This window comes from Corallococcus macrosporus DSM 14697 (assembly GCF_002305895.1).
Classification (GTDB): Bacteria; Myxococcota; Myxococcia; order Myxococcales; family Myxococcaceae; genus Myxococcus; species Myxococcus macrosporus.
On the sequence record NZ_CP022203.1, the window covers coordinates 3,987,922 to 4,014,272 of the forward strand.

The 26,351-nt window shown below is 70.6% G+C and carries 24 protein-coding genes; 15 read left to right on the top strand and 9 right to left on the bottom strand.

The genetic code is table 11. The annotated features are described in order from the left end of the window. The first annotated feature begins 22 nt into the window (after window positions 1–22). Together MYMAC_RS16875 and MYMAC_RS16880 are read left to right on the top strand one after the other, a co-directional pair. Window positions 23–2,239, top strand: a complete 2,217-nt coding sequence (locus MYMAC_RS16875; protein ID WP_095958814.1) for an MltF family protein — start codon at window positions 23–25, stop codon at window positions 2,237–2,239. Between the two features lie 64 nt (window positions 2,240–2,303). Continuing rightward, window positions 2,304–3,461 carry an FAD-dependent monooxygenase gene (locus tag MYMAC_RS16880; RefSeq protein ID WP_095958815.1) on the top strand — a complete coding sequence of 386 codons (1,158 nt, stop codon included), beginning with the start codon at window positions 2,304–2,306 and terminating at the stop codon, window positions 3,459–3,461. A gap of 57 nt (window positions 3,462–3,518) precedes the next feature. Here MYMAC_RS16880 and MYMAC_RS16885 read toward each other — a convergent pair whose 3' ends face one another. The 6 genes from MYMAC_RS16885 to MYMAC_RS16910 form a co-directional block, all read right to left on the bottom strand. Further along, window positions 3,519–4,229 carry a hypothetical protein gene (locus tag MYMAC_RS16885; protein WP_095958816.1) on the bottom strand — a complete coding sequence of 237 codons (711 nt, stop codon included), beginning with the start codon at window positions 4,227–4,229 and terminating at the stop codon, window positions 3,519–3,521. A gap of 92 nt (window positions 4,230–4,321) precedes the next feature. Continuing rightward, window positions 4,322–5,881, bottom strand: coding sequence for a DUF4139 domain-containing protein (locus tag MYMAC_RS16890; RefSeq protein WP_095958817.1), 1,560 nt, complete (start codon window positions 5,879–5,881; stop codon window positions 4,322–4,324). Beyond that, complete coding sequence (locus MYMAC_RS16895) at window positions 5,881–8,064, bottom strand: DUF4139 domain-containing protein (RefSeq protein WP_095958818.1); 2,184 nt, start codon at window positions 8,062–8,064, stop codon at window positions 5,881–5,883. The genes MYMAC_RS16890 and MYMAC_RS16895 overlap by 1 nt, the downstream gene beginning before the upstream one ends. Window positions 8,065–8,207: 143 nt before the next feature. Further along, entirely contained in the window at window positions 8,208–8,756 is a 549-nt protein-coding gene (locus tag MYMAC_RS16900; protein WP_095958819.1) for a M15 family metallopeptidase, read from the bottom strand. Window positions 8,757–8,840: 84 nt separating this feature from the next. Further along, window positions 8,841–9,245: an MGMT family protein gene (locus MYMAC_RS16905; protein WP_095958820.1), complete on the bottom strand. Its 405-nt coding sequence runs from the start codon at window positions 9,243–9,245 to the stop codon at window positions 8,841–8,843. 43 nt (window positions 9,246–9,288) lie between these two features. Continuing rightward, window positions 9,289–9,819 (bottom strand): FHA domain-containing protein, encoded by a 531-nt coding sequence (locus tag MYMAC_RS16910; protein WP_013939966.1) that lies wholly within the window; start codon window positions 9,817–9,819, stop codon window positions 9,289–9,291. Window positions 9,820–10,002: 183 nt separating this feature from the next. Here MYMAC_RS16910 and greA point away from each other — a divergent pair, with 183 nt between their 5' ends. From greA to thrC, 5 genes are all read left to right on the top strand, one after another. Then, the gene (gene greA / locus MYMAC_RS16915; RefSeq protein WP_095958821.1) at window positions 10,003–10,521 is read left to right on the top strand and encodes a transcription elongation factor GreA; all 519 of its coding nucleotides are present in this window, start codon (window positions 10,003–10,005) and stop codon (window positions 10,519–10,521) included. Between the two features lie 114 nt (window positions 10,522–10,635). Next, window positions 10,636–13,500 (top strand): ATP-dependent DNA helicase RecG, encoded by a 2,865-nt coding sequence (gene recG / locus MYMAC_RS16920; RefSeq protein WP_239989571.1) that lies wholly within the window; start codon window positions 10,636–10,638, stop codon window positions 13,498–13,500. 32 nt (window positions 13,501–13,532) lie between these two features. After that, window positions 13,533–14,171 (top strand): protein-L-isoaspartate(D-aspartate) O-methyltransferase, encoded by a 639-nt coding sequence (locus tag MYMAC_RS16925; RefSeq protein WP_095958823.1) that lies wholly within the window; start codon window positions 13,533–13,535, stop codon window positions 14,169–14,171. Window positions 14,172–14,271: 100 nt separating this feature from the next. Beyond that, window positions 14,272–14,838, top strand: a complete 567-nt coding sequence (locus tag MYMAC_RS16930; RefSeq protein WP_095958824.1) for a hypothetical protein — start codon at window positions 14,272–14,274, stop codon at window positions 14,836–14,838. Beyond that, on the top strand, window positions 14,835–16,175 hold the full coding sequence (gene thrC / locus MYMAC_RS16935) for a threonine synthase (protein ID WP_095958825.1): 1,341 nt from the start codon (window positions 14,835–14,837) through the stop codon (window positions 16,173–16,175). The genes MYMAC_RS16930 and thrC overlap by 4 nt, the downstream gene beginning before the upstream one ends. Window positions 16,176–16,207: 32 nt before the next feature. Here the strand turns inward: thrC and ribB are convergent, their stop codons facing one another. Continuing rightward, complete coding sequence (gene ribB / locus MYMAC_RS16940; RefSeq protein WP_095958826.1) at window positions 16,208–17,359, bottom strand: 3,4-dihydroxy-2-butanone-4-phosphate synthase; 1,152 nt, start codon at window positions 17,357–17,359, stop codon at window positions 16,208–16,210. A gap of 177 nt (window positions 17,360–17,536) precedes the next feature. Between ribB and MYMAC_RS16945 the strand changes: the two genes are divergently transcribed. From MYMAC_RS16945 to MYMAC_RS16955, 3 genes are all read left to right on the top strand, one after another. Then, window positions 17,537–17,875: a hypothetical protein gene (locus MYMAC_RS16945; protein ID WP_013939973.1), complete on the top strand. Its 339-nt coding sequence runs from the start codon at window positions 17,537–17,539 to the stop codon at window positions 17,873–17,875. Then, window positions 17,872–18,546 (top strand): dTMP kinase, encoded by a 675-nt coding sequence (gene tmk / locus MYMAC_RS16950; RefSeq protein ID WP_095958828.1) that lies wholly within the window; start codon window positions 17,872–17,874, stop codon window positions 18,544–18,546. Before MYMAC_RS16945 ends, tmk begins: the two co-directional genes overlap by 4 nt. A gap of 100 nt (window positions 18,547–18,646) precedes the next feature. Next, window positions 18,647–19,255, top strand: a complete 609-nt coding sequence (locus MYMAC_RS16955; RefSeq protein ID WP_095958829.1) for a DUF417 family protein — start codon at window positions 18,647–18,649, stop codon at window positions 19,253–19,255. Window positions 19,256–19,260: 5 nt separating this feature from the next. On the opposite strand, the gene MYMAC_RS16960 is transcribed toward MYMAC_RS16955, so the two are convergent. Continuing rightward, window positions 19,261–19,791: an RNA polymerase sigma factor gene (locus MYMAC_RS16960; protein WP_095958830.1), complete on the bottom strand. Its 531-nt coding sequence runs from the start codon at window positions 19,789–19,791 to the stop codon at window positions 19,261–19,263. 74 nt (window positions 19,792–19,865) lie between these two features. Beyond that, a complete protein-coding gene (locus MYMAC_RS16965; protein ID WP_095958831.1) occupies window positions 19,866–21,392 on the bottom strand; it encodes a SulP family inorganic anion transporter in 1,527 nt (508 codons plus the stop codon). 631 nt (window positions 21,393–22,023) lie between these two features. Here MYMAC_RS16965 and MYMAC_RS16970 point away from each other — a divergent pair. From MYMAC_RS16970 to MYMAC_RS16990, 5 genes are all read left to right on the top strand, one after another. Then, a complete protein-coding gene (locus tag MYMAC_RS16970; protein ID WP_095958832.1) occupies window positions 22,024–22,365 on the top strand; it encodes a rhodanese-like domain-containing protein in 342 nt (113 codons plus the stop codon). Between the two features lie 72 nt (window positions 22,366–22,437). Next, entirely contained in the window at window positions 22,438–24,036 is a 1,599-nt protein-coding gene (locus MYMAC_RS16975) for a bifunctional metallophosphatase/5'-nucleotidase (protein WP_095958833.1), read from the top strand. Between the two features lie 64 nt (window positions 24,037–24,100). Continuing rightward, window positions 24,101–25,144, top strand: a complete 1,044-nt coding sequence (locus MYMAC_RS16980; RefSeq protein ID WP_095958834.1) for a YeiH family protein — start codon at window positions 24,101–24,103, stop codon at window positions 25,142–25,144. Between the two features lie 28 nt (window positions 25,145–25,172). After that, the gene (locus MYMAC_RS16985) at window positions 25,173–25,637 is read left to right on the top strand and encodes a DsrE family protein (RefSeq protein ID WP_095958835.1); all 465 of its coding nucleotides are present in this window, start codon (window positions 25,173–25,175) and stop codon (window positions 25,635–25,637) included. A 98-nt stretch (window positions 25,638–25,735) separates the two neighbouring features. Further along, complete coding sequence (locus MYMAC_RS16990) at window positions 25,736–26,191, top strand: hypothetical protein (protein ID WP_013939982.1); 456 nt, start codon at window positions 25,736–25,738, stop codon at window positions 26,189–26,191. The last annotated feature ends 160 nt before the right edge of the window (window positions 26,192–26,351 follow it).

Sequence of the window (26,351 nt, forward strand, 5' to 3'; positions counted from 1 at the left end):
GAACCCAGGGGGATGAGACCTGATGACGTTGACCCGAACGAGCCTGTCGTCCGCGCGGTGGCTCCTGTCCGCCGCGATGTTCCTGTTGGTTGCTTGCAAGAAGGAGCCCGCGGAAGCTCCCGCGAAGTCGCCGACGCCCGCTGCCACGGCGTCAACGAACCCGGAGGATTCACCCTTCCCAGAAGCGGCCCTGGCGCCCACCGGCCCCACCACCGAGTCCGTCAACGCGCGCCTGAAGGAGCCGCCGTTCAAGGGCGACCTTCCGGAGCTCCAGAAGCGGGGCGTCCTGCGCGTGCTGGTGGAAGGAACGGACGAGGACTTCCTCCCGCGCCAGGGCATGCCCAAGGCGCAGGACCGCGCGTTGTTGGAGCGCTTCGGGGCGAAGCACGGACTGACGGTGGAGTTCCTCACCGTGGACAGCTTCGACAGGCTCATCGCGCTGCTGCGGGAGGGGCGCGGGGACGTCATCGCCGCTGACCTGGCGGTGACGAAGGACCGGGAGAAGCAGGTCGCCTTCACGCGCCCGCTGACCCGGGTCAACGAGGTCGTCGTGGGCCGCCGTGGCGCGGAGAACCTGCCGCGCAAGGTGGAGGACCTGGCGGGGCGCACCGTCCACGTCCGTCCCAGCTCCACCTTCGCGGCGTCGCTCCAGGCGCTGGCGAAGAAGGAGGCCCCGGGGCTGGTCATCGCGGAGGCCCCGGAGTCCGCCGAGCCCGAGCACCTGGTGTGGCAGGTGTCCCGTGGAGAGCTTCCGCTCACGGTGGTGGACAGCCACCTGCTGAAGGCCATCGAGACATACAACACGGACGTGGAGGGGCTCTTCCCCATCGCCAAGGCCCGTCCGCTGGCGTGGGCCATGCGCCTGGAGAACCCGAAGCTGCGCACCGCGCTGAACACGTTCCTCGTGGAGTTCGCCCTCACCGAGTACCGCGAGCAGCGCTTCACCGGCGACCTGGACGGCATCCGCAAGCGGGGCGTGCTGCGCGTGCTCACCCGCAACAGCGCCGTCAGCTACTACCTCCACAAGGGTGACCAGGCCGGCTTCGACTTCCACCTGGCCAACATGGTCGCGAAGGAGCTCGACGTGCGGCTGGAGATTGTCGTGCCACCGACCTTCGACGAGCTCATCCCGTGGCTGCGGGAAGGGCGGGGCGACATGATCGCCGCGGCCATGACGGACACCGCGGCGCGCCGGGAGCTGGTGTCGTTCAGCCGCCCGTACCTCTACACGAACGAGGTGCTGGTCCAACGCGCCGGAGCGCCGAAGATCGCCTCGCTGGACGACTTGAAGGGGAAGACGGTTCACGTGCCGAAGGGCACCAGCCACGCCGCCACGTTGGCCGCCTTGAAGGGCGTGCACGGGTTCAACGTCGTCGAGGAGCCCGAGGACCAGGAGATCAGCGCGCTGCTGGACCGGCTGGCGCGTGGCGAGATTCCGTACACCCTCACCGACAGCCACATCCTCGCGGCGGAGCAGGTGTTCCGGGATGACGTGGAGGCCGCCTTCACGCTGCCGGGGCAGGGCGAGCCCGCCGGGAAGGACGGCCACTACGGCATCGCCTTCGCCGTCCGGAAGGAGAACGCGAAGCTGCGCGAGTTCCTGGATGGCTTCGTGAAGAAGACGTACCGGGGCGTCGAGTACAACATGACGCGCCGGCGCTACTTCGAGAGCCGCCGCAAGCAGCCGCCGACGAGCCTCGCGACGGCTGACGGCAGCATCTCGCCGTATGACGCGCTGGTGCAGTCGTACGCCGCGCGCTACGGCCTGGACTGGCGCCTGATGGTGGCGCAGATGTTCCAGGAGAGCCGCTTCGACCCGAAGGCGCGCAGCTACGTCGGGGCGCAGGGGCTCTTCCAGGTGATGCCGGTGACGGGGAAGGAGCTGGGCTTCACGCAGCTCGAGGACCCGGAGCAGGGCATCCACGCGGGCGTGAAGTACATGCACCAGATGCTGGGCCGCGTGGCGCCGGAGATTCCCTTCAAGCAGCGGCTGCGCTTCGCCCTGGCGTCCTACAACGTGGGCCTGGGGCACGTGCTGGACGCGCGCCGCCTGGCGCAGGAGCAGGGGTTGGATCCGAACAAGTGGTTCGGCAACGTGGCGAAGGCGATGCTGATGCTGGAGAAGCCCCAGCACTTCCGGCGGGCGCGTCACGGCTACTGCCGGGGCTCGGAGCCGGTGAAGTACGTGTCGGAGATCCAGAACCGGTACGGCAACTACGTGGCGGTGGTGCAGCACTGACCTGCCGTCACTGTGTTGCACATGACTCGCGACGCGCCGCGCTTGAGCTGCTAAAGCGCGGCGCATGAGCACGTCATCGCCCCGGCACGTCCTCGTGGCGGGGGCTGGAATTGGTGGCCTCACGCTGGCCTGCGCGCTTCGGCGCGCGGGCCTCTCCGTCACCGTCTTCGAGCGCTCCGAGGCCTTGAAGTGGGTGGGCGCGGGCATCACGGTGCAGATGAACGCGACGGCCGCCCTGCGTCGCATCGGCCTGTGTGACGAGGTGGTCCGGGCCGGTGCGTGTCCCACGGACAGCGCGATCCTGAAGCCGTCGGGCGCGGCCCTCACGCGGCTCCCGGTGGCGCGGATTCAGGAGGAGCTGGGGCTGCCGCTGGTGTGCATCCACCGGGCGCGGCTCCAGTCCGTGCTGCTGGCCCATGCCGGGGCGGAGAACGTCCGCCTGGGCCGCACCGTGACGGCGTTCCACGACGACGGCCAGGCGGTGACGGTGCGCCTGTCGGACGGCAGCTCGGTGACGGGGGACGTGTTGGTGGGCGCGGACGGGCTGCGCTCGGTGGTGCGCGGGGCGCTGCTGGGCGACGCGCCGCTGCGCTATTCTGGCTACACGAGCTGGCGCGGCGTGTGCGCCGACGTCTCGAGCGCGACGCCGGGGCTCGTCTCCGAGACGTGGGGCCCCGGGGCCCGCTTCGGCGTGGTCCCCATCGGCTTCGGCCAGACGTACTGGTTCGCCACGCGGAATGCGCGGGCCGGAGGGCAGGATGCCCCAGGGGAGTCCAAGGCCCGGCTGCAGTCCATCTTCAGCGGGTGGCATGCGCCCATCGCGGACCTGATTGCGGCGACGGACGAGGCGAACATCCTCCGCACGGACATCCACGACCGGCCTCCCGCCAGCCGCTGGAGCCGGGGCCGGGTGACGCTGCTCGGGGATGCCGCGCACCCGATGACGCCCAACCTGGGGCAGGGTGGATGTCAGGCCATCGAGGACGCCGTGGCGCTCGCGGAGTTGCTGGCGGGCGAGGGGCCCGTGGACGCGGCGCTGGCGGCCTACGAGCAGCGCCGGCTCACGCGCGCCAACAGCTTCGTGACGCGCTCCTGGAGCCTGGGCCGCGTGGCGCAGTGGGAGAGTCCGGCGGGGCGCTTCATCCGCGACGCGCTCTTCCGACTCGTGCCCCAAGGACTCGCGGCACGGCAGGTCCGGGACCTGGTGCGCGACGCCGCGTGACGCAAGCGGCAATCGCTTTCGGACGCTCTTCGAGCAGTTCGACTCATTTTGCGAGGCCTACAAGTCCAGCCCGAGCAACGCCCCCGCGAAGGGCCCGTCGAGCGACACCGCGATGGGCTCTGCTTCAGGCGTGGGTTGAAGTCCGTCAGTCTTCGCGAAGTAGTGGGTATAGCCCCCATGGACGCGGGCGTGGACGTAGCGCCCGAGCCGCACCTGGACCGCTGCCAGGCCCCCCGCGCCGAAGCCCCACTTGCGCATGCGGCCTTCGTAGAAGTTGTTCCCGCCAATGGGCGAGTACCCCGGGTCACCCGGCTGCGCCTGGCCAATCTGCCCCGTGGGCAGGGAGACCTCCGCCGCGCTGCCGAACGCGCTCACCCCGAGCGTCACGTTGCGCGTCAGGGAGAACCGCTTCTCCAGCCCCGGCCGCAGCGCGAGCACCTGCACGTCACCTCCCGCCAGGTACCAGTCGATGCCGTTCGTCCACCACCAGTCGCTCCGATCGAAGTCCCGGAGGAGGTTGAAGTGGATTCCACCCGAAAGGCGCGCCGCCCCATTCCGCGCGCTCACCGTCTTCACCCGTGAACGCATCGTCGGCACCTCCGTCGCGGGATGCCGCATGGGGGACAGCGTGCCTCCGACCTCCACCGCGAGCTGTGGCGGCGGGGGCGGCGCCTCCTGCTCCAGCGGCGGCTCCGCTCCCAGCGCCGGAGCGGGCAGGCAGGCAGACACCAGCAAGCCGAGGGGACGCATCGCGCGAGTCACGCTCATGGGGCTTCCTCCCGGGGGATGAATGCTCCCGCCGTGAGCACGGCGGAAGTCCCAGCCCCCGGGGGCTGTCGCGCGGTGGAACCCGGGCCCGCTCAGAGTCCCGCCACCTTGGCCGCGCTCGTCACCACGTAGTCCATCGCCAGCTCCTGCTGCGAACGGGGCGAGGCCGTCAGCTCGAACCGGACGATGCCCTCCTCGCTGACGCGAGCGGGCGCGGGCTTCGTGCTCTCCCGCAGGAGCTGAATCTCCACCGACTCCACCTCGGAGACGGGAATCCGCTCCTCGATGGCCACCGGCGCCGGCTGCGCGCCCATGTTGGACAGGAACAGCCGCACCTTGTGCGTCGTCACCTTGCGGCCGGTGAGGCGGCTGGTCTCCCGCGCCACGTCCTCCGTGCGCGCCACGCGCAGCGCGTCCTCGCTGCCGAAGCCCAGCTTCACGCGCTCACCCTTGCCGGTGAAGCGGAGCTGCGCGCGCCCCACGTAGCCGTGCGTCCGCACCAGCTTCACGGGCCCGGCCAGCAGCACCGTGGGGCCGGTGTTGTCGAAGCGGGCCACCCGGTGCACCAGCGGCGACTGCTCGGGGATGGCCACCAGCTCGGAGGCCGCGGGCGCGGTGAACTGGAAGAGGGGGACGCGGTAGGGCTCGCCATCCGCGGGCACCGTGGCCCGATGCGGCGCCGACACCGTCAGGGGCTCGCCACCGTCATCCATGCCCGGCAGCGCATCCTCGCGCTGGGCCACGCCGGCTTCGCCCGCCGTCTGGATCGCCTCCTCGCGGAGGCTCACCTCCACCACCTGCTTCTCCCGCTCCGTCTTGTCCCGCAGCCACAGCCGGTCCTCCTGGAGCCGCGGCGGTGACGCGCCCAGGGTGGGGCGCGCGGTGGAGAAGGCCAGCTCCACGTCCTTCCAGTCCTCCTCGGTGCGCTGCCAGACGACCGCCTCGCACTCCAGGGTGACGGCTTCGCCCGCGGCCTCGCGGGCCAGCGTGGCGCGATACGACGGCCGCCACGCGGTGCAGGGCACCAGGTAGGTGACGGACAGCGTCGCGGGACCGCCGGTGGGGTGGCCCACCTCCAGCTCGGCCTGGACGTCGACCCTGGCTTCCGCCCACGGCTCGGCCTGCGCGTGCGACGCGCGCGCTTCCTCGAGCCGCTCTCGCGCCAGCTTCTTCTTGCGCTGCGTCTCCAGGAGCGCCGCGTCCGCCGACGCCTGCTCCCGGCGCACGGTGTCCAGTTGCTCCCGCCAGGTGTCCGCCCGCGCCTGGCCCGCGCCCGCCTGCTCGGAGATGGCGCGGTGCACGTCGGCGCGCGCGGTGTCCAGGAGCCGCTGCCGGGCCACCAGCCGTGCCTCCTCCGTCTCCACGCGCCGCAGCTCCTGCTCCAGCTCGGCGACGCGCTGGCCGAGCGCGGTCCGGTGTTCCCGCTCGGCTTCGGGCGGCCGCGGCTTCGTGGCCCGGCGGATGCGCGCCTGGGAGATGGTGCCGCCAGCCACCTTTGCCTGGAGCGAGCGGTCCACGGCGAGCGCAGACAGGCCCTGGATGACCAGCCGCTGCGTGCCCACGGACAGGGGGACTTCGCCGCGACGCTCGACGAGCGCCCGGTCCTCGAGCACGGTGACCTTGACCACCGGCAGTGTGAATGGGGTGCCCATCATGTCCTCCGGTTGCCGCCGCCGAGCATCTTGTTGCCCGGAATCTTCACGGTCCACGTCGCCTTCAGCGTCTGCGCTTCACCGGGCTGGAGCACCACGCGCCACGCGCGCTCGCCCTCCACCTTCACTTCCCCCGGCAGGGGCACGCGCTTCTGCCAGAGCGGGGCGACCTCCAGCTCCTCCACCTTGATGTCCTTCTCCGCGTTCGCGGGCACGGTGGGCACGCGCTCACAGATTTCGACCAGGATGCGGTTGCCCAGCCGGTTCGCCAGCTCCACCGACACGTGGTGCGTCAGCATCGTGGAGCCGCCGAACATGCCGCCGGTGGCCTCGTCGAACCGCGTGTTGCGCGCCACCTTGATGGACTCCTCCACGCCCAGCCCCAGCCGCTGGGTGGAGCCCGGGGCCATGGTGGGCAGCGGGGACGTCATCAGGAACTCGTTCTCCAGCGTGACGTCCACGGGGCCGGCCAGCAGCGGATACGGCGTGCGGTTCTCCACGCGCACGGTGCGGAACGCGCGCTGCTCCACGGAGGGGACACAGACGTATTCGGCGGACAGGCCCACCGGCACGGACAGCACGGGCACGGTGTGCCACGCCCCGTCGGACGGCACGTCCGCGCGCGCCTCCACGTCGAAGCGCGCATCGAAGTGCGGCGACGAGGTGCGCGGCGGCTGGGTCCACGCGGGAGGAGGCACCGCCCAGACAGAGGCCGCCTCCTGCTGGCTCAACGCGACGCGCACGGTGATGTCAATCCGCGCGTGGAGCTCCACCAGGGCCTGGAACTCCTGGGTGACGTCCGAGGGACGCGGACGCAGTTTGCCGCGGGTCTCCAGGTCCTCCGCGGGCGCCATGGTCAGCCGGTCGTAGTCCAGCATCGCGTCGGAGGGCTCCTGCCGAAGCGGCTGCCGCTCCTCGCCGCCACCACCACCGCCACCCAGGGCGGCGTCCTCCAGGCTGAGCTCCTCCTCGTCGTAGGACGCCTCGGGCGCGGCCTCCTTCTCCATGGGCAGCCGCGACCTGCTGGCGCCTGGCACGCTGGGGCCGCCGCGGGAGCGCATGGGGGCCGCGGCGCTGGGCCGCGCCATGGGCATTCCTCCGGGGGGCGGCATCGCGCTCTCAGCCGAGAAGTCGGGGCTCGGCGCGGGAGGGGGCGGAGGCGCCTTGGGCCTGGCGCTGACCTTCTTCCTGGATTTCTCGGGGAGGCCGCGAGGGAGCTCCGGCTCCACCTGCGGCTCGGGCTGAACGGGCGAGGCCGCCCGCGTGGTGTCGTAGCCCGCGAACAGCTCATCGAGCCCTGGCGGTGCGTCACGCCATCCGGAGCGGGCCGGCGGCGGCTGGGCGCGGCCGATGCGCAGCGCCTTCAGCTCCGGCACCTCCGCGTGCCGCGCGAGGTCCGCGGTGGAGACGGCGAGCTTCACGCCCGTCCAGTCCTCGCCGGTGCGCTGGAGCACGGACGCGCGCATGCGCAGCGTGCCTTCCTCCAGCGTGCGCGGCAGGCGCAGGTCGTAGGTGGGCACCCAGCGCGCGCCCTGGACGGCGTACTCCAGCGCGAGCCGCGCCCCCTGGTCCGCGGGGAGCGGGCCCGACAACGTCAGCACGACCGCGCGGTAGACGCGGGCCCGCTGGCCACGCACGGACGACGAGGCCTCGGCCACGCGATTGCGCCGCAGCAGCAGCTCCGCCTCGGCATCGCGCTGCTGCCGCTCCAGGTCCAGCTTCCGCGCCTGGAGCGTGGCCAGCTCCGCGTCCACGAAGGACATCAGCGACAGCATCGCGGCCACCGGGGCATCCCGGGGCTCCGTCGCGTTCTTCTTCGGGGGAGGGAAGCCTGGCGTGAGCTTCGTCAGGTCACTCAGCTCCTGGTTCAGCCGCGCGAGCTGCCCGGTGAGCTCGGCGAGCCGGCGCCCGGCCTCTTCCAGCGCGCGGTGCTCCGTGGGGACGTCGACCTCCGGCGGGAGTTGGACGTCATAGGTGGGGCGCAGGTCTCTCACGGCGAGCCCGGCTGGGCCCTGCACCACGGACGCCCGCAGCGAGCCCGGCTGCAAGGACATGGGCAGGCCATTGATTCGCACCTGCGACGGCAACACCCCGCCCGCCGAGGGAATCACGGCGACTCGCGTGCAGAGCGCCCCCTCCGCGTGGACGGTGACGGCTTCGAGGTTGGATGGGGCGACGAGCATGGCCGCTCACCGTAGTCCATGTGTCTGATAAAAATCAGTCCCCCCGCCTCGCGAGGTCCCAACCCGTGAGGTCGGAATGCGCCCTGGGGACGATTGACGTCACCCCCTCGTTGACGCTAGCGCGCGCCACGCGCGGGTGACGCTCAGCTCTTCTCGGTGCTCGCCACGGGGGGCGGCTCGGGCCTCGGGCGCTTCAGGGGGCGGCCCACGCAGTCCCGGCCCGGTTCGGGCTCGCGGGTGGTGCGCGGGCGGTACTCCCAATGCCATGGCTCCGAGCGGACCGTGCGCTTGAAGCCGAAGCGGCACGCGTTCGACACGAGCCATTCGAACGTGGGCGTCTTCACGCCGCCGATGACCAGGTCCACCGCGAGGCCCCGTTGGTGGTTGGAGCGCCCGGGCCGCGCCGCCTGCGGCCCCTTGCCCTTGCGGTAGCGCTCATAGAGCCGGCGCTGCTTCGCGTGGGAGCGGTAGCCGCTGCGGACCCAGAGGTAGATGTTCTTCGAGCGCGCTTCGGCCTTCATCCGCTGGTACGCGGACGCGGCGTCGCGGTGGAGCATCTGCCCGTTCTTGAGACGGACGAGCCGTGTCCCCTTCGGCTCCGCGCGCCGAGCCTTTGCTTCGGCGGCGAGGACCTGGGGCGCGAACAGACACAGGAGGATGAAGACTCCCCAGCGGAGCAGCGCGAGCGACATGTTTGGACGCCGGCCCGGTGGCCGGAGTCCGAACTTTCGCGCGTCTGCGTCCTGCTGCAAGCAGACGGGAAGGCGAGCGCCCGTTCAGAACAGATTCAACTGCGCATCTGTCCGCTTCGCGGCACGCGGTGGCAAGGGCTGGAACCCGTGCGCGCGGACCCAGGCCTCGGCAGGCCCCGTCCAGTGGTGGGCCTCCATGCGGACGTGGCCGTGTTCGTCGAAGTCCACGCCCTCTGCTTCCAGGGCCTCGCGCTGTCCGTAACCCGAGGTGCTGATGCCCCCGGTGCGGTTGATGACACGCTGCCAGGGCACGCTGTCCGCGCGGGCGCCCAACGCGCCCAGTGCATGTCCCACGACGCGGGCGTCACAGCCGTCTCCGACGATGACGGCGATGTCCCCGTAGGTGGCCACCTGTCCCCGCGGTACCTGCGCGGTGACGGCGTAGATGCGCTCGAAGGAGTCGCGTTCGTCGCGTGGGGAGGTGGACATGGTGGCCTCTATGTGTTGCCGCGGCGTCAGCCCTTCCGCGCCCTCAGCCGCTGCGTGAGCCCAGGCCGGTGGCTTCTCCGGCGCGCAGGCGCTCATGCAGGGTGCGGGTCAGCAGGTACCAGAACTGCACGTTGCCCACGCTCAGGATGTCACCGTCGCGCAGCACCGCCTCACGGCCGGCCAGCGAACGGGCATTGAGGAAGGTGCCATTGGTGGAGCCCAGGTCCTGCACGGTGCAGCGCTGCTCGGCTTCGTTCCACCGCAGCTCCGCGTGCATCTTGGAGACGGACGCGTCGTCCACCACCAGGTCGCAGTCCATGCGGCGGCCGATGCGCAGCCGGTCCGTGGCGGCCAGCGGCGGCAGCGTGGCCACGCGCAGGTGTTCGAATTCGAACAACAGGGAGAGCATGCCCTGCTCGATCTCCGAGGGCGCCGCCATGCGCGTGGGGGCGAGCACCGCGGCCGAGGCCTCGGAGGGCGGGCGCTGGATGAGCGCGAAGGGCCCCAGTTGACGCTGGAAGGCACTGGAGGGCAGGGCGGCACCGAGCGCGCGCAATTCCTGGACGGACAGCACGGGGGCAGACTAGCGGGTCACCGGGCGCGCGCCCAGTCCATCTCCCATTCCCTGTACGGGTTTCATTGACCAACTTGTCAGTGGTTCCCTACATTGGGCTTTTGGTCGCGGGGGCCGGGCTCCGAGGAGGAGCGCCGGCCCTCCAACGTCTTGAACCTGGGAGTGGTGGAAGGAGCTGTGTCGATGAGCAGCGGGAGCGACAACATCCCGATGACCCCGTCCGGACTGCGCAAGCTGAAGGAGGAGCTGAAGCACCTCCAGTCCGTGGAGCGGGGGAAGATCTCGCGCGAGATCGAGGTCGCTCGCGCCCACGGCGACCTGCGCGAGAACGCGGAGTACCACGCGGCGAAGGAGAAGCAGTCGCACATCGAGGGGCGCATCCTGACCCTCAACGACTGGATTGCCCGCGCGGAGGTCATCGACCCGACGAAGCTGGGCGGCGACAAGATCGTCTTCGGGGCGACGGTGGACCTGATCGACACCGAGACGGACAAGCCGGTGAGCTACCGGCTCGTCGGTGAGATCGAGGCCGACCTGAAGAAGCGGTGGATCGCCGTCACCTCGCCGGTGGCGCGCGCGCTCATCGGCAAGAAGGTGGGTGACATCGCCACGGTGCAGAGCCCTGGCGGCGTGCGCGAGCTGGAGGTCCAGGAGATCCGCTTCGAGGAGCCCGAGGAAGAGTCCGCGCCTGGCGAGGGCTGAGCCTCGGAGTCATCCACGTGAGTTGCCGGGGGAGCGGGCCAGTGCTCGCTTCCCCGGTCGCGTTTTGTGGGAGACGTCATCCCCGTTCCGTAGGATGTACGGCGGAACCCCCTCGTGAACCACCCGCTCGCCAGCCTTGTTGGACCCCTCCGGTACGTGTGCCAGCGCGACTTCGCGATGCTGGCCACCGTGAAGTCGTTGCGCCCGGTGCTGGAGCGCGCGCTCGCCGGGGCCAGCGGGGTGGATGCACGGGCGCTGGAGCACCTGCGGGCGGCGCTCCCGGACGTGGACCACGCCATGCCCGAGCGCCGCAAGGCCGCGCTCCGGCGCGTCGTGGCCGGGCTGAAGGTCAGCGGCGTGGAGCTGCCCGCGGAGCTGCACGGCATGTCCATGGAGGGCGCGGCCCGGGCCACGCCCGCGCGGGGGACGCCCGTGGCGCCGGATGGCACGCCTCCCGGGTACGTGCCGCCGTGGAAGTCAACGGACCCGTTGCCTGGAATGGGGGCGCAGCGACCGAACGCGGTGGCCCCGCGGCGCGTCAGTGACGCCGACCTCGGCATGCCGCGGATGCGCCCAGACGCACCGCGAGGTCGTCCGGACGCGAGCGACTCGGACCTCCTGCCGGCCCGTGCCCCACGAAATCCCGCTCCGGCGCGCCCCGCTCCCCCCAACGTCGCCGCGCCCGGTTTCTCCCATGGCCACCAAGGCGCGCCAGCGTCACGGGCAAAGCCGGGCCCACGGCAGGCCACGCTCGACACGGGGGCGGAGGCGGTCCCCGGCGCGAAGACGCGCAAGGAGAAGGCCCAGCGGAAGAAGAAGCGGGCCGTGGCGGCGGAGGCCTCGCGTTCGGAGGCGAAGCTCCTCTCCATCGCGCCTCGCTCCGGCCCGCTGTCGTCGCCGTTGAAGACGCTGGGCAAGCGGCTGGGGCCCAGGCTCGTCTCCGCGCTCGACAAGAAGGGGCTGCGCCGCATGGGCGACATCCTCTTCATGCTGCCGCGCTGCTACGAGGACCGCCGCCGCCTGCGCACCATCGCCGAACTGGAGCCCGGCGAGCGCGGTGTCACCGTGGGCACCGTCAAGGTGGCTGACTTCGTGCCGGGCCGCCAGGGCCGGCGCATGTTCCGCGCCGTCGTGGGGGACCGCTCGGGCAGCATCGCCGCCACGTACTTCAACGCGGGCCCCTGGCTGAAGAGCCGGTTCACCGTGGGCAAGCGCATCGTGCTCTCCGGCGAGGTGCGCGCCACCATGTCGGGCCGGGAGATGGCCCACCCGGAGATCGAACCGGCCGAGGACCTCGAGTCCACGGCGTCGGTCCACTTCAACCGCATCGTCCCCGTGTACCCCGGCTTCGAGCGCGGCGAGCAGCGCTCCTTCCGCGAGCTGACCTCGCGCGTGGGCGAGCAGTTCGCGCACGAGCTGGATGACCCGCTTCCGCCGGACCTGCGCCGGCGCCTGGACCTGATGGGGCTGCCAGACGCGCTCCGCTTCATCCACTTCCCACCTGGGGACGCGGACCTGGAGGCGCTGGACGCGCACCAGAGCCCCGCGCACCGCCGGCTCGCGTTCGACGAGCTGTTCTTCCTCCAGCTCGGCATGGCGCTCAAGCGGCAGGGCGTGAAGGCGGAGGTCGGCATCGCCTTCGACGTCTCCGAGCCCCGGCTCGAGAAGGCCCGCGGGGCGCTGCCCTTCAAGCTCACCGACGCGCAGGCGCGGGTGGTGGAGGAGCTCTGCCGGGACATGGCGCGCGCGGAGCCCATGAACCGGCTCGTCCAGGGCGACGTGGGCAGCGGCAAGACGGCGGTGGCCATGGTCTCCGCCCTCGTCGCGTTGCAGGCCGGCTACCAGGTGGCCGTCATGGCCCCCACGGAGATTCTCGCGGAGCAGCACGAGCGCAACTTCCGCAAGGTGATGGAGCCCCTGGGCTACCGCGTGGGGCTCATCAGCGCGGCGGGCACGGCGAAGGCCAAGCGCCAGGTGCGCGAGGCCGTGGGCCGAGGCGAAATCCACCTGGCCGTGGGCACGCATGCGCTGCTCCAGGACGACGTCTCCTTCGAGCGCCTGGGCCTCGCCGTCATCGACGAGCAGCACCGCTTCGGCGTGCTCCAGCGGCACACGCTGATGAGCAAGGGGCCCAAGCCGGACGTGCTGGTGATGACGGCCACGCCCATCCCCCGCACGCTGGCCATGACGCTGTACGGCGACCTGGACCTGTCCGTCATCGACCAGCTCCCGCCGGGCCGCACGCCCATCAAGACGCGGGTGTTCAACGACAAGCAGCGGGCGCTCGTCTACGAGTCCGTGGGCGCGGAGCTGGCCAAGGGGCACCAGGCCTACGTCGTGTACCCGCTGGTGGAGGAGTCGGAGAAGCTGGACCTGGAGGACGCCACGCGCGGCGTGGAGAAGCTGCGCAAGGTGTTCCCCGACGCGAAGGTGGGGCTGCTGCACGGGCGGATGAAGGCGGAGGAGAAGGACGCCGTCATGGAGGACTTCCGAGACAAGCGCCTGCACCTGCTGGTCTGCACCACCGTGGTGGAGGTGGGCGTGGACGTGCCCAACGCGTCCGTGATGGTGGTGGAGTCCGCCGAGCGCTTCGGCCTGTCGCAGCTCCACCAGCTCCGGGGCCGGGTGGGGCGCGGCGCGGCGGCGAGCTTCTGCCACCTGGTGGCCGGCAGCGCGCGCTCCTGGGAGTCCGCCGAGCGCCTGGCGGTGATGGAGCAGAGCAGCGACGGCTTCATCATCGCGGAGAAGGACCTGGAGATTCGCGGCCCGGGCGAGTTCCTGGGCACGCGCCAGAGTGGCCTGCCCGAGCTGGCCGTGGCCAACCTGGCGCGGGACGGAGACCTGCTCTCCATCGCGCAGACCGAGGCGCGCCGCATCCTGGAGAGGGACCCGGAGATGAAGGCGAAGGAGAACCAGGGCCTCGTGAAGGCGCTCGAGGAGCGCTGGGAAGGGCGGCTCGCGCTCGCGCGGGTGGGGTAGGCCGGCTGGCCTGACATGGCTAGGCTCAAGGCATGGGTGACTGGGGAAGGGCTGACTACCTGTCGCGGCACGGCATTCAGGACCGGCGCGTCCTGGACGCCATCGCGCGGCTGAACCGCGCGGACTTCGTGCCGGAGGCCGTGCGGGAGGAGGCCAGCGCGGATGTCCCGTTGCCCATTGGCCATGGGCAGACCATCAGCCAGCCCTACGTCGTCGCGCTGATGACCGAAGCGCTCCAGCTCCAGGGGGACGAGCGCGTCCTGGAGGTCGGCACGGGCTCTGGCTACCAGACGGCGCTCCTGTCCTTGCTGTGCCGGGAGGTCTTCACCGTGGAGATCGTCCCCGAGCTGGCCCGGTCGGCGCGGCAGGTGCTGCGCGAGCAGGGCTTCGACAACGTGTCGTTCCGCGAGGGAGACGGCGCGCTGGGCTGGCCCGAGCACGCGCCCTTCGACGCCATCCTGGCCGCCGCCGCGCCGACAGACGTCCCGCTGCAACTCCTTGCCCAGCTCAAGCCGGGCGGACGGATGCTGATCCCGGTGGGCCCGCGGGGAGGCACCCAGCAACTGTTGCGCATCCAGCGTTCCCACCGGGCTGGCGAGGTGCCCCGGGTGGAGTCCCTGCTGCCGGTGCGCTTCGTCCCGATGACAGGGCAGCACCCGCCCCAGGGGTGAGCTCCCGGGCTCGGGTGGCTCCTGACCCGGCGAGGCGGGGAGCACGCTGACTGTCCGCTTGCTCGCCATGTCGGCGGAGGCCCGCTAACGTTCGCACATCATGATTATTTGTCCGCTCTGCGACCACGTTCAGCCCGAAGGGACGGAGTGCGACGTCTGCGGCAAGCGGTTCCCCGCGGCCGTGGCGGAAGCAGCCGCGCCTGTCGCGACGCTGCCGGAGCTGGAAGTGACGCCGCATGCGGGGGGCCGAGCCCCGGTGGAGACCTCCGCCATCCCCGACCTGGACCTGACGCGGCTGCGCTCCGGGCCGGACCTGCCGGTGCAGCCGGTGCCTGACCTGCAGTTGACGCGCGCCAGGGACCTGGGCCCCGTCCCGGTGGCGCCCATGACGGAGCTGGACACCGGCCGGGCCGCGGATGACGGCGTGCGCACCGCGGCGCCGCTGGGCGCGGTCGTCTGCCGTTACTGCCGCAACACCCAGGCGACGGGGTTGCTCTGCGACCACTGCGGCATGCGGCTGCCCCGCGCGAAGCCCGCGGCGGCAGCGGCGCCTGGACGGCCTTCGGCCGACGACGATGGCTGGCGCTCTTGTGCATCGTGTCATACTCGCGTGCGGGTCGGTAAGGCCTGCCCGGAGTGTGGCACGCGGGCACAGGAGGAGGCATGAGCGAGGGGTTGGCGTCGGACTTCCGCGCGGAGTTCGCGTGCAGCGAGGGCTGTGACTTCCGCGCCTCGCTGCTGGACGTGGTGTACCGGTGCCCGCGCTGCGGCGGCCTGCTGGAGGTCGCGCATGACGTGAAGGCGCTGAGCGCGGTGTCCGCGGCGGAGTGGAAGCGCCGGTTCGAGACGCGCTTCGGCTCGGCGCGCCTGCCGGAGGGCTCGGGCGTGTGGGGCAAGCGCGAGTGGGCGTATCCACAGCTCCCGGTGGAGGACATCGTCTCGCTCGGAGAGGGGCGGGTGCCGCTCAAGCCGCTGCCGCGCATGGCGGCGGAGCTGGGGCTGGCGGCGTTGGATTTGAAGGAGTGCGGCGTCTCGCCCACGGGCAGCTTCAAGGACTGGGGGATGACCGTCCTTGTCTCCGCGGTGAAGCACATGCGCGCCCGGGGCGTCCCGCTGCGCGCGGTGGCGTGTGCCTCCACGGGGGACACGTCCGCGGCGCTCTCCGCCTACTGCGCCGCGGCGGGGATCCCGGCGGTGGTGTTCCTGCCGCGCGACAAGGTGTCGCTCGCGCAGCTCGTGCAGCCCATCGCGAATGGCGCGCGGGTGCTGTCCCTGGACACGGACTTCGACGGCTGCATGAAGCTGGTGCAGGCGGTGACGGCGGACACGGGGCTGTACCTGGCCAACTCGATGAACTCGCTGCGCATCGAGGGCCAGAAGATGGTCGCCGTGGAGCTCTGTCAGGACCTGGGCTGGGAGCCGCCGGACTGGGTGGTGATTCCCGGTGGCAACCTGGGCAACGCCAGCGCGTTGGGCAAGGGCTTCGAGCTGATGCTGTCGTTGGGGCTCATCACCCGCCGGCCGCGCATCGCCGTGGCGCAGGCGCAGCGGGCCAACCCGCTGGCGCGCTCGTTCCGGGGCGGCTTCCAGGAGCTGGTGCCACTACAGGCCGAGCCCACGCTGGCGTCGGCCATCCAGATTGGGAACCCGGTGTCCTTCAAGCGCGCGGTGAAGGTGCTCAAGGCCTTCGACGGCGTGGTGGAGGACGCCACCGAGTCCGAGCTGGCCAACGCCGCGGCGCGCGCGGACCGCGAGGGCACCTTCACCTGCCCGCACACGGGCGTGGCGCTGGCGGCGCTGGAGAAGCTGGTGGCGCGGGGCGTGGTTGCCCGGGGCTCGCGCGTGGCGGTGGTGTCCACCGCGCACGGCCTGAAGTTCGCTGACTTCAAGGTGGGCTACCACCGTGGCGCGCTGGCGGACGTGACGAGCCGCTACGCGAACCCGCCGGTGGAGCTGCCCGCGACGCTGGACGCGGTGAAGGGCGCGCTGGCGGACCTGGGCTGAGCTCGGGCCCGGTCCGCCCGGCGAGAAGCGCGTCAGTCCGGCTGGAGCGGGACGCGCTTGTCGATGGTGAGGCCGAAGCCCGCGAGCCCGCGGTAGGTGATGTCCGAGTTGGTCATCACCTGGAGCGAGCGGATGCCCAGGTCCGTGAGGATCTGGCAGCCCATGCCCAAATCACGCGACTCCTGGGGGCCGCGCGTGGGGCCGCTGCTGCCGTCGCTGTTGCGCTTGTGCTGGATGCCGAAGTCGTCGCCGTGCATGCCGGGCAGGTACACGAGCACGCCGGAGCCCTCGCGGGCGATGCGCGCCAGCGCCTGGTCCAGCAGCGCGTTGCAGTTGCACGTCGGCGAGCCGAACACGTCACCCAGGGCGCAGGCGGCGTGCAGCCGCACCAGGGCGCTGGGCCGCGAGGCCGGGTCACCCTTCACCAGGACGAGCGACTTCACGCCGTCGGGGAGCCACGAATAGGTGAGGGCGGTGAACTCGCCGTAGCGAGTGGTGACGGTGTGCTGGCCGGGCTCGCGGCGCACCAGCCGGTCCTTGCGGCGGCGGTACTCGATGAGGTCCGCGATGGTGATGAGCTTCAGCTTGTGCTCGCGGGCGAAGGCCTTGAGGTCCGGCATCCGCATCATGGTGCCGTCGTCCTTCACCAGCTCGCAGAGGATGCCGGAGGCGGACAGGCCGGCGAGGCGGGACAGGTCCACGGTGGCCTCGGTGTGGCCGGCCCGGCGGAGGACGCCGCCTTCGCGGTAGCGGAGCGGGAAGATGTGGCCGGGGCGCAGGAAGTCGTCGGCCTTGCTGCTGGGGTCCACCAGGGCGCGGATCGTCTTGGCGCGGTCCGCGGCGGACACGCCGGTGTGGGTGCCGTGGCGGTAGTCCACGGAGATGGTGAAGGCGGTGCGGTGGGATTCGGTGTTGTCCGACACCATCTGCGGCAGGCGCAGCTCGTCCAGGCGCTCGGCCAGCATGGGCATGCAGACGATGCCGCTGGTGTGGCGGACCATGAAGGCCAGGTGCTCGGGCGTCACCTTCTCCGCGGCCATGATGAGGTCGCCCTCGTTCTCACGGTCCTCGTCGTCGGCGACGATGACGAACTTGCCCTCCTGGATGTCACGGATGGCTTCTTCGATGGAGGAGAGCTCGCTGTCGTGACTCATGGAGGCATCGGTCCGGGCGGAGGGCTGCATGAGCCGCGCATGTAGCGTGGGTGAGGGTGGCTCGCAAGCCAACCGGCATGGGGGCGTGTGTGGGCATGATGGCGGGGATGAGGTGGACAGGGGGCCGTTGGAGGGCCCACGGACGGCCGGTGGGTAGCCGCCGACTCGACGCGACGGCGCCCGTGATGTAGGGTGCCTGGCGCCGTGATGACCTCCAATACCCAGGAACTCCGGGCTCGGCTCGACCAGCTCCAGGACCGTCTTTCCACCCGCGAGAGCACGACGCGCTTCGCCCATGCGGGCGTGGCCGTGGTCATCGCCTCCCTGGTGGGGGGCGCGTCGGGCAAGCTCTTCTACGACTCCCTCCGCACGCCCCTGCTGGCGTGGGCGGCGGCCTTCGCGTCCCTGGCGCTGCTCGTCTACGCCGCCATCAGCTACCGCGCGGGGCGCAAGCTCCTGGCGGACGAGCTGAAGGAATATGAGTCGATGCTGGCCCTGCGAAGCGAGCTGCGGCTGGACGACCCCTCGGCGCTGCTCCCCCGGTGAGCGCCGCGCGGAAGAAGGGGAAGGGCGCCGCGCCGCGTGCCCCGGGGCGGTTCGTCGTCCTGGAGGGGCTGGATGGCGCCGGCACCACCACGCAGGTGGAGCGGCTGGCCGCGGCCCTGCGCGCGGAGGGGCACTCGGTGCTGACCACGCGGGAGCCGTCTGACGGCCCCGTGGGGACGATGATTCGCCAGGCGCTCACGGGCCGGCTGGGGCTGCCCCATGGCGCGGGGCCCCTGGCTCCGGAGACGCTGGCGTTGCTGTTCGCCGCGGACCGGACGGACCACCTGACGGCCCGGGTGCTCCCGGCGCTGGCGGCGGGGCAGATTGTCCTGTGTGACCGGTACGTCCTGTCGTCCCTGGCGTATCAGGGCGCGTCGCTGCCCATGGAGTGGGTGGAGGCGGTGAATGCGTGCGCGGTGTCTCCGGACCTGACGCTGTTCGTCGGCGTGGCGCCGGAGGTGGCGGCACGGCGCCGCAAGGCGCGCGGCGGGGCGGCGGAGCTGTTCGAGGCGGATGAGGCGCAGCGGCGGATTGCGAAGCAATACGTGGCCGCCATTCGTCTCCGGGAGAAGCACGAGCGGATTGTTCACATCGACGGCGAGCAGGGCATCGAGGCTGTGACGGCCGCGTCGCTGGTGGAGATCCGCAAGCTGTTGGCGCGCAGGCGCTGAGCCGGCGAGGAGCGCGCGCCATGTAATGCCCGGGCGGGACGAAACCTCATCCCTGCGTCGCGCGAGCGCTCGAGCGCTCTCCACCGCAGGAGATCCATCCTTGCCCCGTATCGAATCGCTCCTCCGCCTCGCAGCTCGTGCCGACCGCATCGGGATGAACGTGCTTCGCGCCGGGCTGATCGTCGTCCTTGTCTGGATCGGCGCGCTCAAGGTCGCCGAATACGAAGCCGACGGCATCGTCCCGTTCGTAGCCAACAGCCCGGTGATGAGCTTCGTCTATACATACGACGCGCCCGACTACCGGCAGCATCTGAATGCCGAAGGCGCGCTCGTTCCCGCCAACCGCGCGTGGCACGAGGCGAACGGTACCTATGGGTTCTCCTACCTGCTCGGCGGCGTGATCGTGCTCTTCGGCCTGCTCATCGCCGCCCATTGGTGGCGTCCGGTGCTCGGCGCGATGGGCAGCTTCCTCGTGATCGGTATGTCGGTGGTGACGCTCTCTTTTCTCGTCACCACCCCTGAGAGCTGGGTGCCGGCGCTCGGCGATGCCCACCACGGCTTTCCGTGGCTGAGCGGCCGAGGCCGGTTGGTGGTGAAGGATGCCATCATGCTTGGCGCCGCCATGGTCACCATGGCCGATTCCGCGCGGAGCTGGCTGGCGCAGCGCGAGCCGCGGCCCGCCGAGTCGTTCCCTCGCGCCGCGGCCTGAGCGTGCTACTCCGCCATGCACTCGCGGAGCTCACGCTTCGCGCGGTGCAGGATCACGGCGACGTGGCCAGGTGTGGTGCCGAGGAGATCGGCCACGCGGACTCCCGGCAGATCCTCGAGCAGGCGCAGCGTCACCACCTGGCGCTGCACCACGGCGAGCTTCTCCACGCATTGGAAGGCGAGCACATGCGCCTCGGCATGTTCGATGAGCGCGTCGACGCTCTCTTGCTCGGAGGCCAGGAGCTCTACCACCTCGCTGTCACTGGAATGGGGGCGCGCGAGTTCGTGGCGCCGCCGCCTGTTCCGCGCGTGGTTCCGCACGAGGATGGCGAGGAGGTTGCGGCTGTCGTCCTCCTCGTACGCGAGCTTCCGCGCGTGGGGTAGGCGCAGGAAGGTCGCGAAGGCGTCCTGGACGGCGTCGAGCGCATCGTCGGCGAGCAAGCCCTCTTTTCGAGCCACCGCCGCGAGCGCGCCGCGATGGTCGCGCACCAGGCGGGTGACCCAGGAGAAGAACCCCTTCTCGTCGTTGCGCTCCATGACCGGCTCCTAACAGCGGCAGATCCGGCAAGCAACCGGCTATCCTCGCCAGGCGCGCTACGCAGTGGCGGTCCCTAGTGGCCGCTGCTGAGCGACGCCCCGGGCTTGTCGTGAATGCCGATGCGCCCGAGGAGCGTGGCGCTTGCCTCGTTGAGGCCGACGAGCGTCACGCCTACGCCTCTGTCCCGGAACTTGAGCACCACCCGATCCACCGCCGCGACGGCGGAGGCATCCCAGATGTGAGAGTTCGTGAGGTCAATCGCCACGGCGTTGACCGGCTCCTTGAAATCGAAGGCGCGGACGAAGTCCTCCACGGAGACGAAGAAGATCTCCCCCGAAACGCGGTAGTGCCGCTTCTGGCTGTCGAGGCTGAGCGAACTCTCCACGCTCACGAGCTTGGCGACAGTACGTGCGAACAGCAGCGCGCTCAGCACCACGCCCACCGCGACGCCCTTCGCCAGGTCATGCGTGAGCACGACGGTGAACACCGTCGCCACCATCACGATGGAGTCGCTCTTCGGCATGCGGCGCATGGCCCCGAGCGACTTCCAGTCGAAGGTCCCGATGGAGACCATGAACATCACCGCGACGAGGACCCCCATGGGGATGCGCGCCACCCAATCCCCCAGCACCAGGATGAGGAAGAGGAGAAGGACGCCTGCCGTGAACGAAGAGAGCCGGCCGCGGCCACCCGAGCGCACGTTGATGACGGACTGGCCAATCATCGCGCAGCCTGCCATCGCACCGAAGAAGCCCGCCGTGATGTTCGCGAGCCCCTGACCTGCGGCTTCGCTGTGCTTGCAACTGGGTGAATCCGTCAAGTCATCCACCACGGCAGCGGTGAGCAGCGATTCGAGCAGTCCCACGAAGGTGAGGGTGAGCGCATAGGGGAAGATGATGCGCAGGGTGTCGAGGGTGAAGGGCACCTGGGGAACGTGGAAGAAGGGCAGCGCGGTGGGCAGCGCGCCCATGTCCCCCACGGTGCGCACGGAGGCTCCGCTGAAGAGCGAGACGGCGGTCATGACGATGATTGCAACCAGCGGAGACGGCACGGCCTTCGTGAGTCGCGGCAGCCCGTAGATGATGGCGAGCCCCCCGGCGACCATCGCGTACATCTGCCAGTTCGCGCCCACGAACTGGGGCAGTTGGGCCAGGAAGATGAGGATGGCGAGCGCGTTCACGAAGCCGGTCATCACCGCGCGAGGGACGAACTTCATGTAGCGGCTGAGGCGCAGCAGTCGAAAGGCGAGCTGAAGCACGCCCGTGAGGATGGTGGCCGCGAAGAGGTACTCAATGCCGTGGTTCTTGACGAGCGTGACCATCACCAGCGCCATGGCCCCGGTGGCGGCGGAGATCATTCCGGGACGGCCTCCGAAGACGGCCGTCATCACCGCGATGATGAAGGAGGCATAGAGGCCCACCTTCGGGTCCACGCCCGCGATGATTGAGAATGCGATGGCTTCAGGGATGAGCGCGAGCGCCACCACGGCCCCCGCCATCAGGTCGCCGCGAATGTTGGAGAACCATTCTTCTTTCAACCGGGAGAGGTCGAAGAAGGGCGTGCGACCACTCGTGGCCGCGGGAGACGATACAGTGCTCATGGTCAGGCTGCTCTCGTGAGGACGCCGTGTCCCGAACCCATCGGGTCCCGGGCACAGCAAGAGGAAGACGCTCTGAGCCTCGGCGGGCCCATCGGGTCGAGTCGAAGTGACAGGTCAGGGCAAACGCGAGCCGGCCCCTCAGGCGGAAGAAGGTCGCTCTGGGAGGGTGGTTCGGCTTTTCAAGAGCCTGAACTCAGGGTGGCGTCAGCGACCCGGCCTGGCCACAGCCCGCCCGGTCGCACTGCCGGCGGTCAATTTCGCTCGGCTGTTCCAGGGGGAACCTGTGCGTCTGAGGGGACGGGCGCATGGCGCAACGGGACAGGCAGCTCCTCATGGAGGGGCTGGACGTGGGCGGCAGATCGCACATCACGGGGCAATCTGCAACCCATCCTGCCTCCAACAGAAGGGGCGCAGGAGGAGGGGGCGCGGAGGGGAACATCGGCCAGCCCCCAAGACGTCCCGGGAACGTTCATTGTCTGTTGCGAGGGCGGTAAGCGACCAGGCCGGCTCTTGTCGGACCTGGGTCTTGGGGCGAGGCCGCTGAATCCTTTTTCCTCCCTCATGGCTCTCACCCGGACGTCGCTCTCCCCTCGAAGGCCCGTGGGCCTCCGGAATCCGATGGAGCCGCACCATGAAGGCCGTTCTCGTCGTCTCCGCCTTGTTTCTCGGTCTGTTCCTCAGTTCGTGTGCGCACAACCGCTCCGCCGGGGCGGAGGCCCACCGCCGGGTCGAGGCCGGCGCCACGCTGGTGGACGTCCGTACTCCGGAAGAGTTCGCCGCCGGGCATCTCCCAGGCGCGGTGAACCTCCCGGTCGAGGACCTGCCTCGTCGGTTCCCTGAACTCGGGTCGCCGGAGAAGCCCCTCGTCATCTACTGCCGCAGTGGCGCGCGCAGCAGCCGGGCCGAGCGCCTCCTGAAGGAGCGTGGCTTCCAGGACGTCTTCAACCTTGGCCCCATGTCTGCGTGGCCGTGACACGCGAGCCGCGCGCGCCGCGCCTCGTGTCATCTCCGCTGCCTGCCTTCTCTCCTCGAAAGGTGCTCCTCGATGTCCCGTCTCCTGCCCTTGCTCGGCGCGCTGCTCGTATTGGCGTGCGGCTGTGCTTCGTCCCGGCCCGTGGCCACCGGCCGTGCACCTGAACCCCGGCGTCAGCAGCTCACCGTCCTCTACGTGGCGGACCTGCACGCCCAGTTGCGCGCCCACCCCGAGCTCTTCTGGCGCGACGGGGAGGAGCGCATCGAGATGGCGGGCGGCTTTGCCCGCATCGCCGCCGCCATCCGTCAGATTCGGGCCGAGCGCGGTGGAGACGTGCTCGTGCTCGACGGCGGTGACACGATTCAAGGCTCGGGCGCGGCGGCCCTCACCGAGGGCTCCGTGCTCATCGACCCGCTCAATGCGCTCGGGTTGGACGGCGCGGTGCCCGGCAACTGGGAGGTGGTGTACGGCCCCGAGGTGCTGCGCCAGCGCGCGCGTGAGCTGAAACATCCGCTCTTCGCGGCGAACCTGCGCGACGCGGCCAGCGGCGAACGGCTCTTCCCGCCTTACCTGATGAAGGAGGTGGGCGGGGTGAAGGTGGCGGTGGTGGGCTTCACGGACCCGGATGTGCCGCGTCGTCAGCCGCCGGACTACAGCCAGGGGCTGCGCTACGACGGCCCGGAGGCGTTGCCCGGATTGGTGCGCGAGGTGCGCGCGCGCGAGGGCGCCCAGGTGGTGTTGTTGATGTCGCACGTGGGGCTCGCCAAGGCCGTGGGGCTGGCCGCCAGGGTGCCCGGCGTGGACGTCCACCTGTCCAGCGACACGCATGAGCGCACCTATGTCCCCATCGAGCAGGCGGAGAGCTGGGTGGTGGAGCCTGGCGCCTTCGGCTCCTTCCTCGGCCGGTTGGACTTGTGGTTGGAGGACGGGCAGGTGGTGGACCGCCGCTGGGAGCTCATCGAGCTGACCGCGTCGCGCTTCCCCGAGGACCCCGACGTGGCGCGGCTCGTGGACGCCGCGCTCACCCCGTACGATGAGAAGCTGTCCGCTCCAGTGGGGCACACCGACGTGGCGCTCGCGCGCTATGCGGTGGTGGAGAACCCGCTGGACAACGTGCTGGCCGACGCCATCCGCGCCGCTGGAGGGACGGAGATTGGCCTCTCCAACGGCTTCCGCTTCGGCACGCCGCTGCTGCCCGGCCCCGTACGCGAGGCGGACCTGTGGAACCTCTTCCCCGTCACCAACATGCTGAAGACGGGCAAGGTGAGCGGGCGCCAGCTCCGCGCCTTCTGGGAGCAGGAATTGGAGAACGTCTTCGCGAAGGACCCGGAGAAGCGCTTTGGCGGGTGGTTGCCGCGCCCCTCGGGGATGACGCTGCGCTTCCGCGCGGACGCCCCCAAGGGACAGCGCCTCCTCTCGCTGGAGGTCGGCGGCGAGCCCGTGGTGGACGAGCGCCTCTACACCGTGACGGCCTGCGAGCGGGAAGGGGACGCGCCGGACATGCTCTGCCGCATCCCCGGTGTCCAGGAGCCGCGCGTGCTCGACGTGGACGCGCACGAGGCGCTGCGCCGCTTCCTCGCCGGCAAGCCGCGACTGAGCGGCGCCCTGGAGGGGCGCGCGGTGGGCGAGGACCTCCCGGCCGTGCTCCGCACCCAACGGGTCCAGCCGTGAGCACCGCCACTTCAACGCCGCACCTGACCGCCAACGTCCTGTGTCGTCGCATCGGGCCCCTGAAATGACCGCACCTCTCGCTGCTTCCGAATCGACCGCCGCCTCGTCTCCGCCGGGGAGCTTGTGGCGCCGGCGGCTGCCGGGCCTCGGGCTCGCCGCAGCGCTGGCGGTGGTCAGCTACGGGCTGGCCATGCTCCCGGGCCTCAAGGTGGTGGGGCCGCTCACGGTGGCCCTGCTCATTGGCATCTCACTGCGCACGGCCCTGGGGCTGGCCCCAAGCCTGATGGAGGGCACGCGCTACTCGGCGCGCACGGTGCTGCGGTTGGGCATCGTGCTGATGGGGGCGCGACTCGACTTCGGGCTCGTGGCGCAGGTGGGCCCGCGCGTGCTGCTGCTGTCCCTGGCCGTCATCGTCGGCGGCATTCTCGGCATCGGCTGGGTGGCGAGGCGCTTCGGCGTGCCGGAGAAGCTGGGCACGCTGTTGGCCGTGGGGACCTCCATCTGTGGCGCCAGCGCGGTGGTGGCCGCCAGCTCCGTCACGCGCGCGGAGGAGGAGGACACCACGCTGGCGGTGGGGCTGTGCGGAATCCTGGGCACGGTGGGCGTCCTCTTCTACGTCTTCGTGGGGCCGCTGCTGGGGCTGAGCAGCGCGCAGCTCGCCATCCTCTCGGGGGCGACGTTGCATGAGGTGGCGCAGGTCATGGCCGCCGCCTTCACCTGGGGCACCTCGGCGGGCGACCTGGGCACGCTGGTCAAGCTCACCCGCGTGGTGCTGCTGGCCCCCGCGCTCGTGGTGCTGGGGCTGGTCTCCGGCGCGGGCGGGCAGGTGCGCTACTCGCTGAAGGAGCCGCCCATCCCCTGGTTCGTCATCGGCTTCCTCGCGGTGGGCGTGTTGGGCACGGCCGGCGTGGTGCCCGCCGCCGCCAAGGGGTGGCTCTCCACCGCCAGCGTCTTCCTCATGGTGATGGCCATGGCGGCCATGGGGCTGGGCACCCACCTGAGCATGGTGCGCCGCGCGGGCATGCGAGTCGTCTACGCGGGCCTCGTGGGCTTCGCCGCCCTGGCGCTGGCCGCCTGGGGCCTCATCCAGTTGCTGTCCATTCAGTAGTCCTCAACCGCGTTCGGAGTTCTTCGAGATGAATCGTTTCCTGCTGTTGCTCGTCACCGCGCTCATCACCGTCCCCCTGGTCTCGTTCGGGGCGCCGCCGTCCCAACCCGCCGAGAAGAAGGAGGTGCCCGCCCGCCAGGGCAAGCTCGTCTTCGTGGCGACCACGGGGCTGGAGGACATCGGCACGCTCTCCAGTTCCTTGCGGCACGCGAAATCCGCGAAGGCGTCGGGCCATCTCTCGGACGTGGTGTGGCTCACCTATGGCCGCGCGGTGGTGGCGCTGGACCCGACGGTGAAGGCCGTTCCGGAGGAGGTCCGCAAGGTGGCCCATGAGGCGAAGGCCGCTGGTGTGCGGATGGTGGCCTGCGGCCACGCGCTCCAGAAGTTCGACATCGACCCGAAGAAGCTCCAGCCCCAGGCCGACGTGGTGGCCAACGGCGTGGCGGAGCTTTCGCGGCTGGTGGCCGAGGGCTATCAGGTCATCCGCTATTAGGTCCTGTTTGCAAAGTCCGTCAGCAGGCATGAGCCGACGGCCGAGCGCCCATGATCTTGGTAAAGTGAACCGGTTCCTGCCCATTACCGCCACGGCCCATGTCACTCCTGCACGACTTCCTGCTCCGCGAAGAGGGAACCCATCGCTACGAGGACCATCGGGCGTGGATGAATGCGCCCCAGGCGCTTCACCTGCACGACGACGTGGTGCAGTACCTCAACGACACCCTGCTGTGGATTCCCGCGCTCAATCCTGCAACGCGGAAGTGCCCAATGGAGCCCGTTCAGGGGCTTTGTCACTACGGTCCGACCATCATCAACCGGAGCGGCGGACGTATCGCGGCTCAGATCTTTCAACACTGGGCTGACCTCTTCGCTTGCGGCCCGGAGCAGATGGTCCTCACCGGCGGGTGGTGCACAGAGCCTGACGGGCGACAGCATTACAACAAGCTGGAGGTGCAGAGAGACCCGCTCGTCTCCACGCTCCGAACGCTCGCCACGTGGGCGCGTCAGGCCGAAGCGGGGAGCCACTTCATCTACCACTGGGGTATTTGAGTGGTTGCGCCATGCTCTGTAGCTACAGACGCACCGCAGCCAGTAGCACCATGGCGAGGTATCACTGGCCGCGCTTCTCGTAGCGGGGGCCACGCGCCGGTTGTGCTTCAGCAGGACGATTAGGCGCTCCGCCCGGCTTCTCTGGAGGTACAGGCGGCGG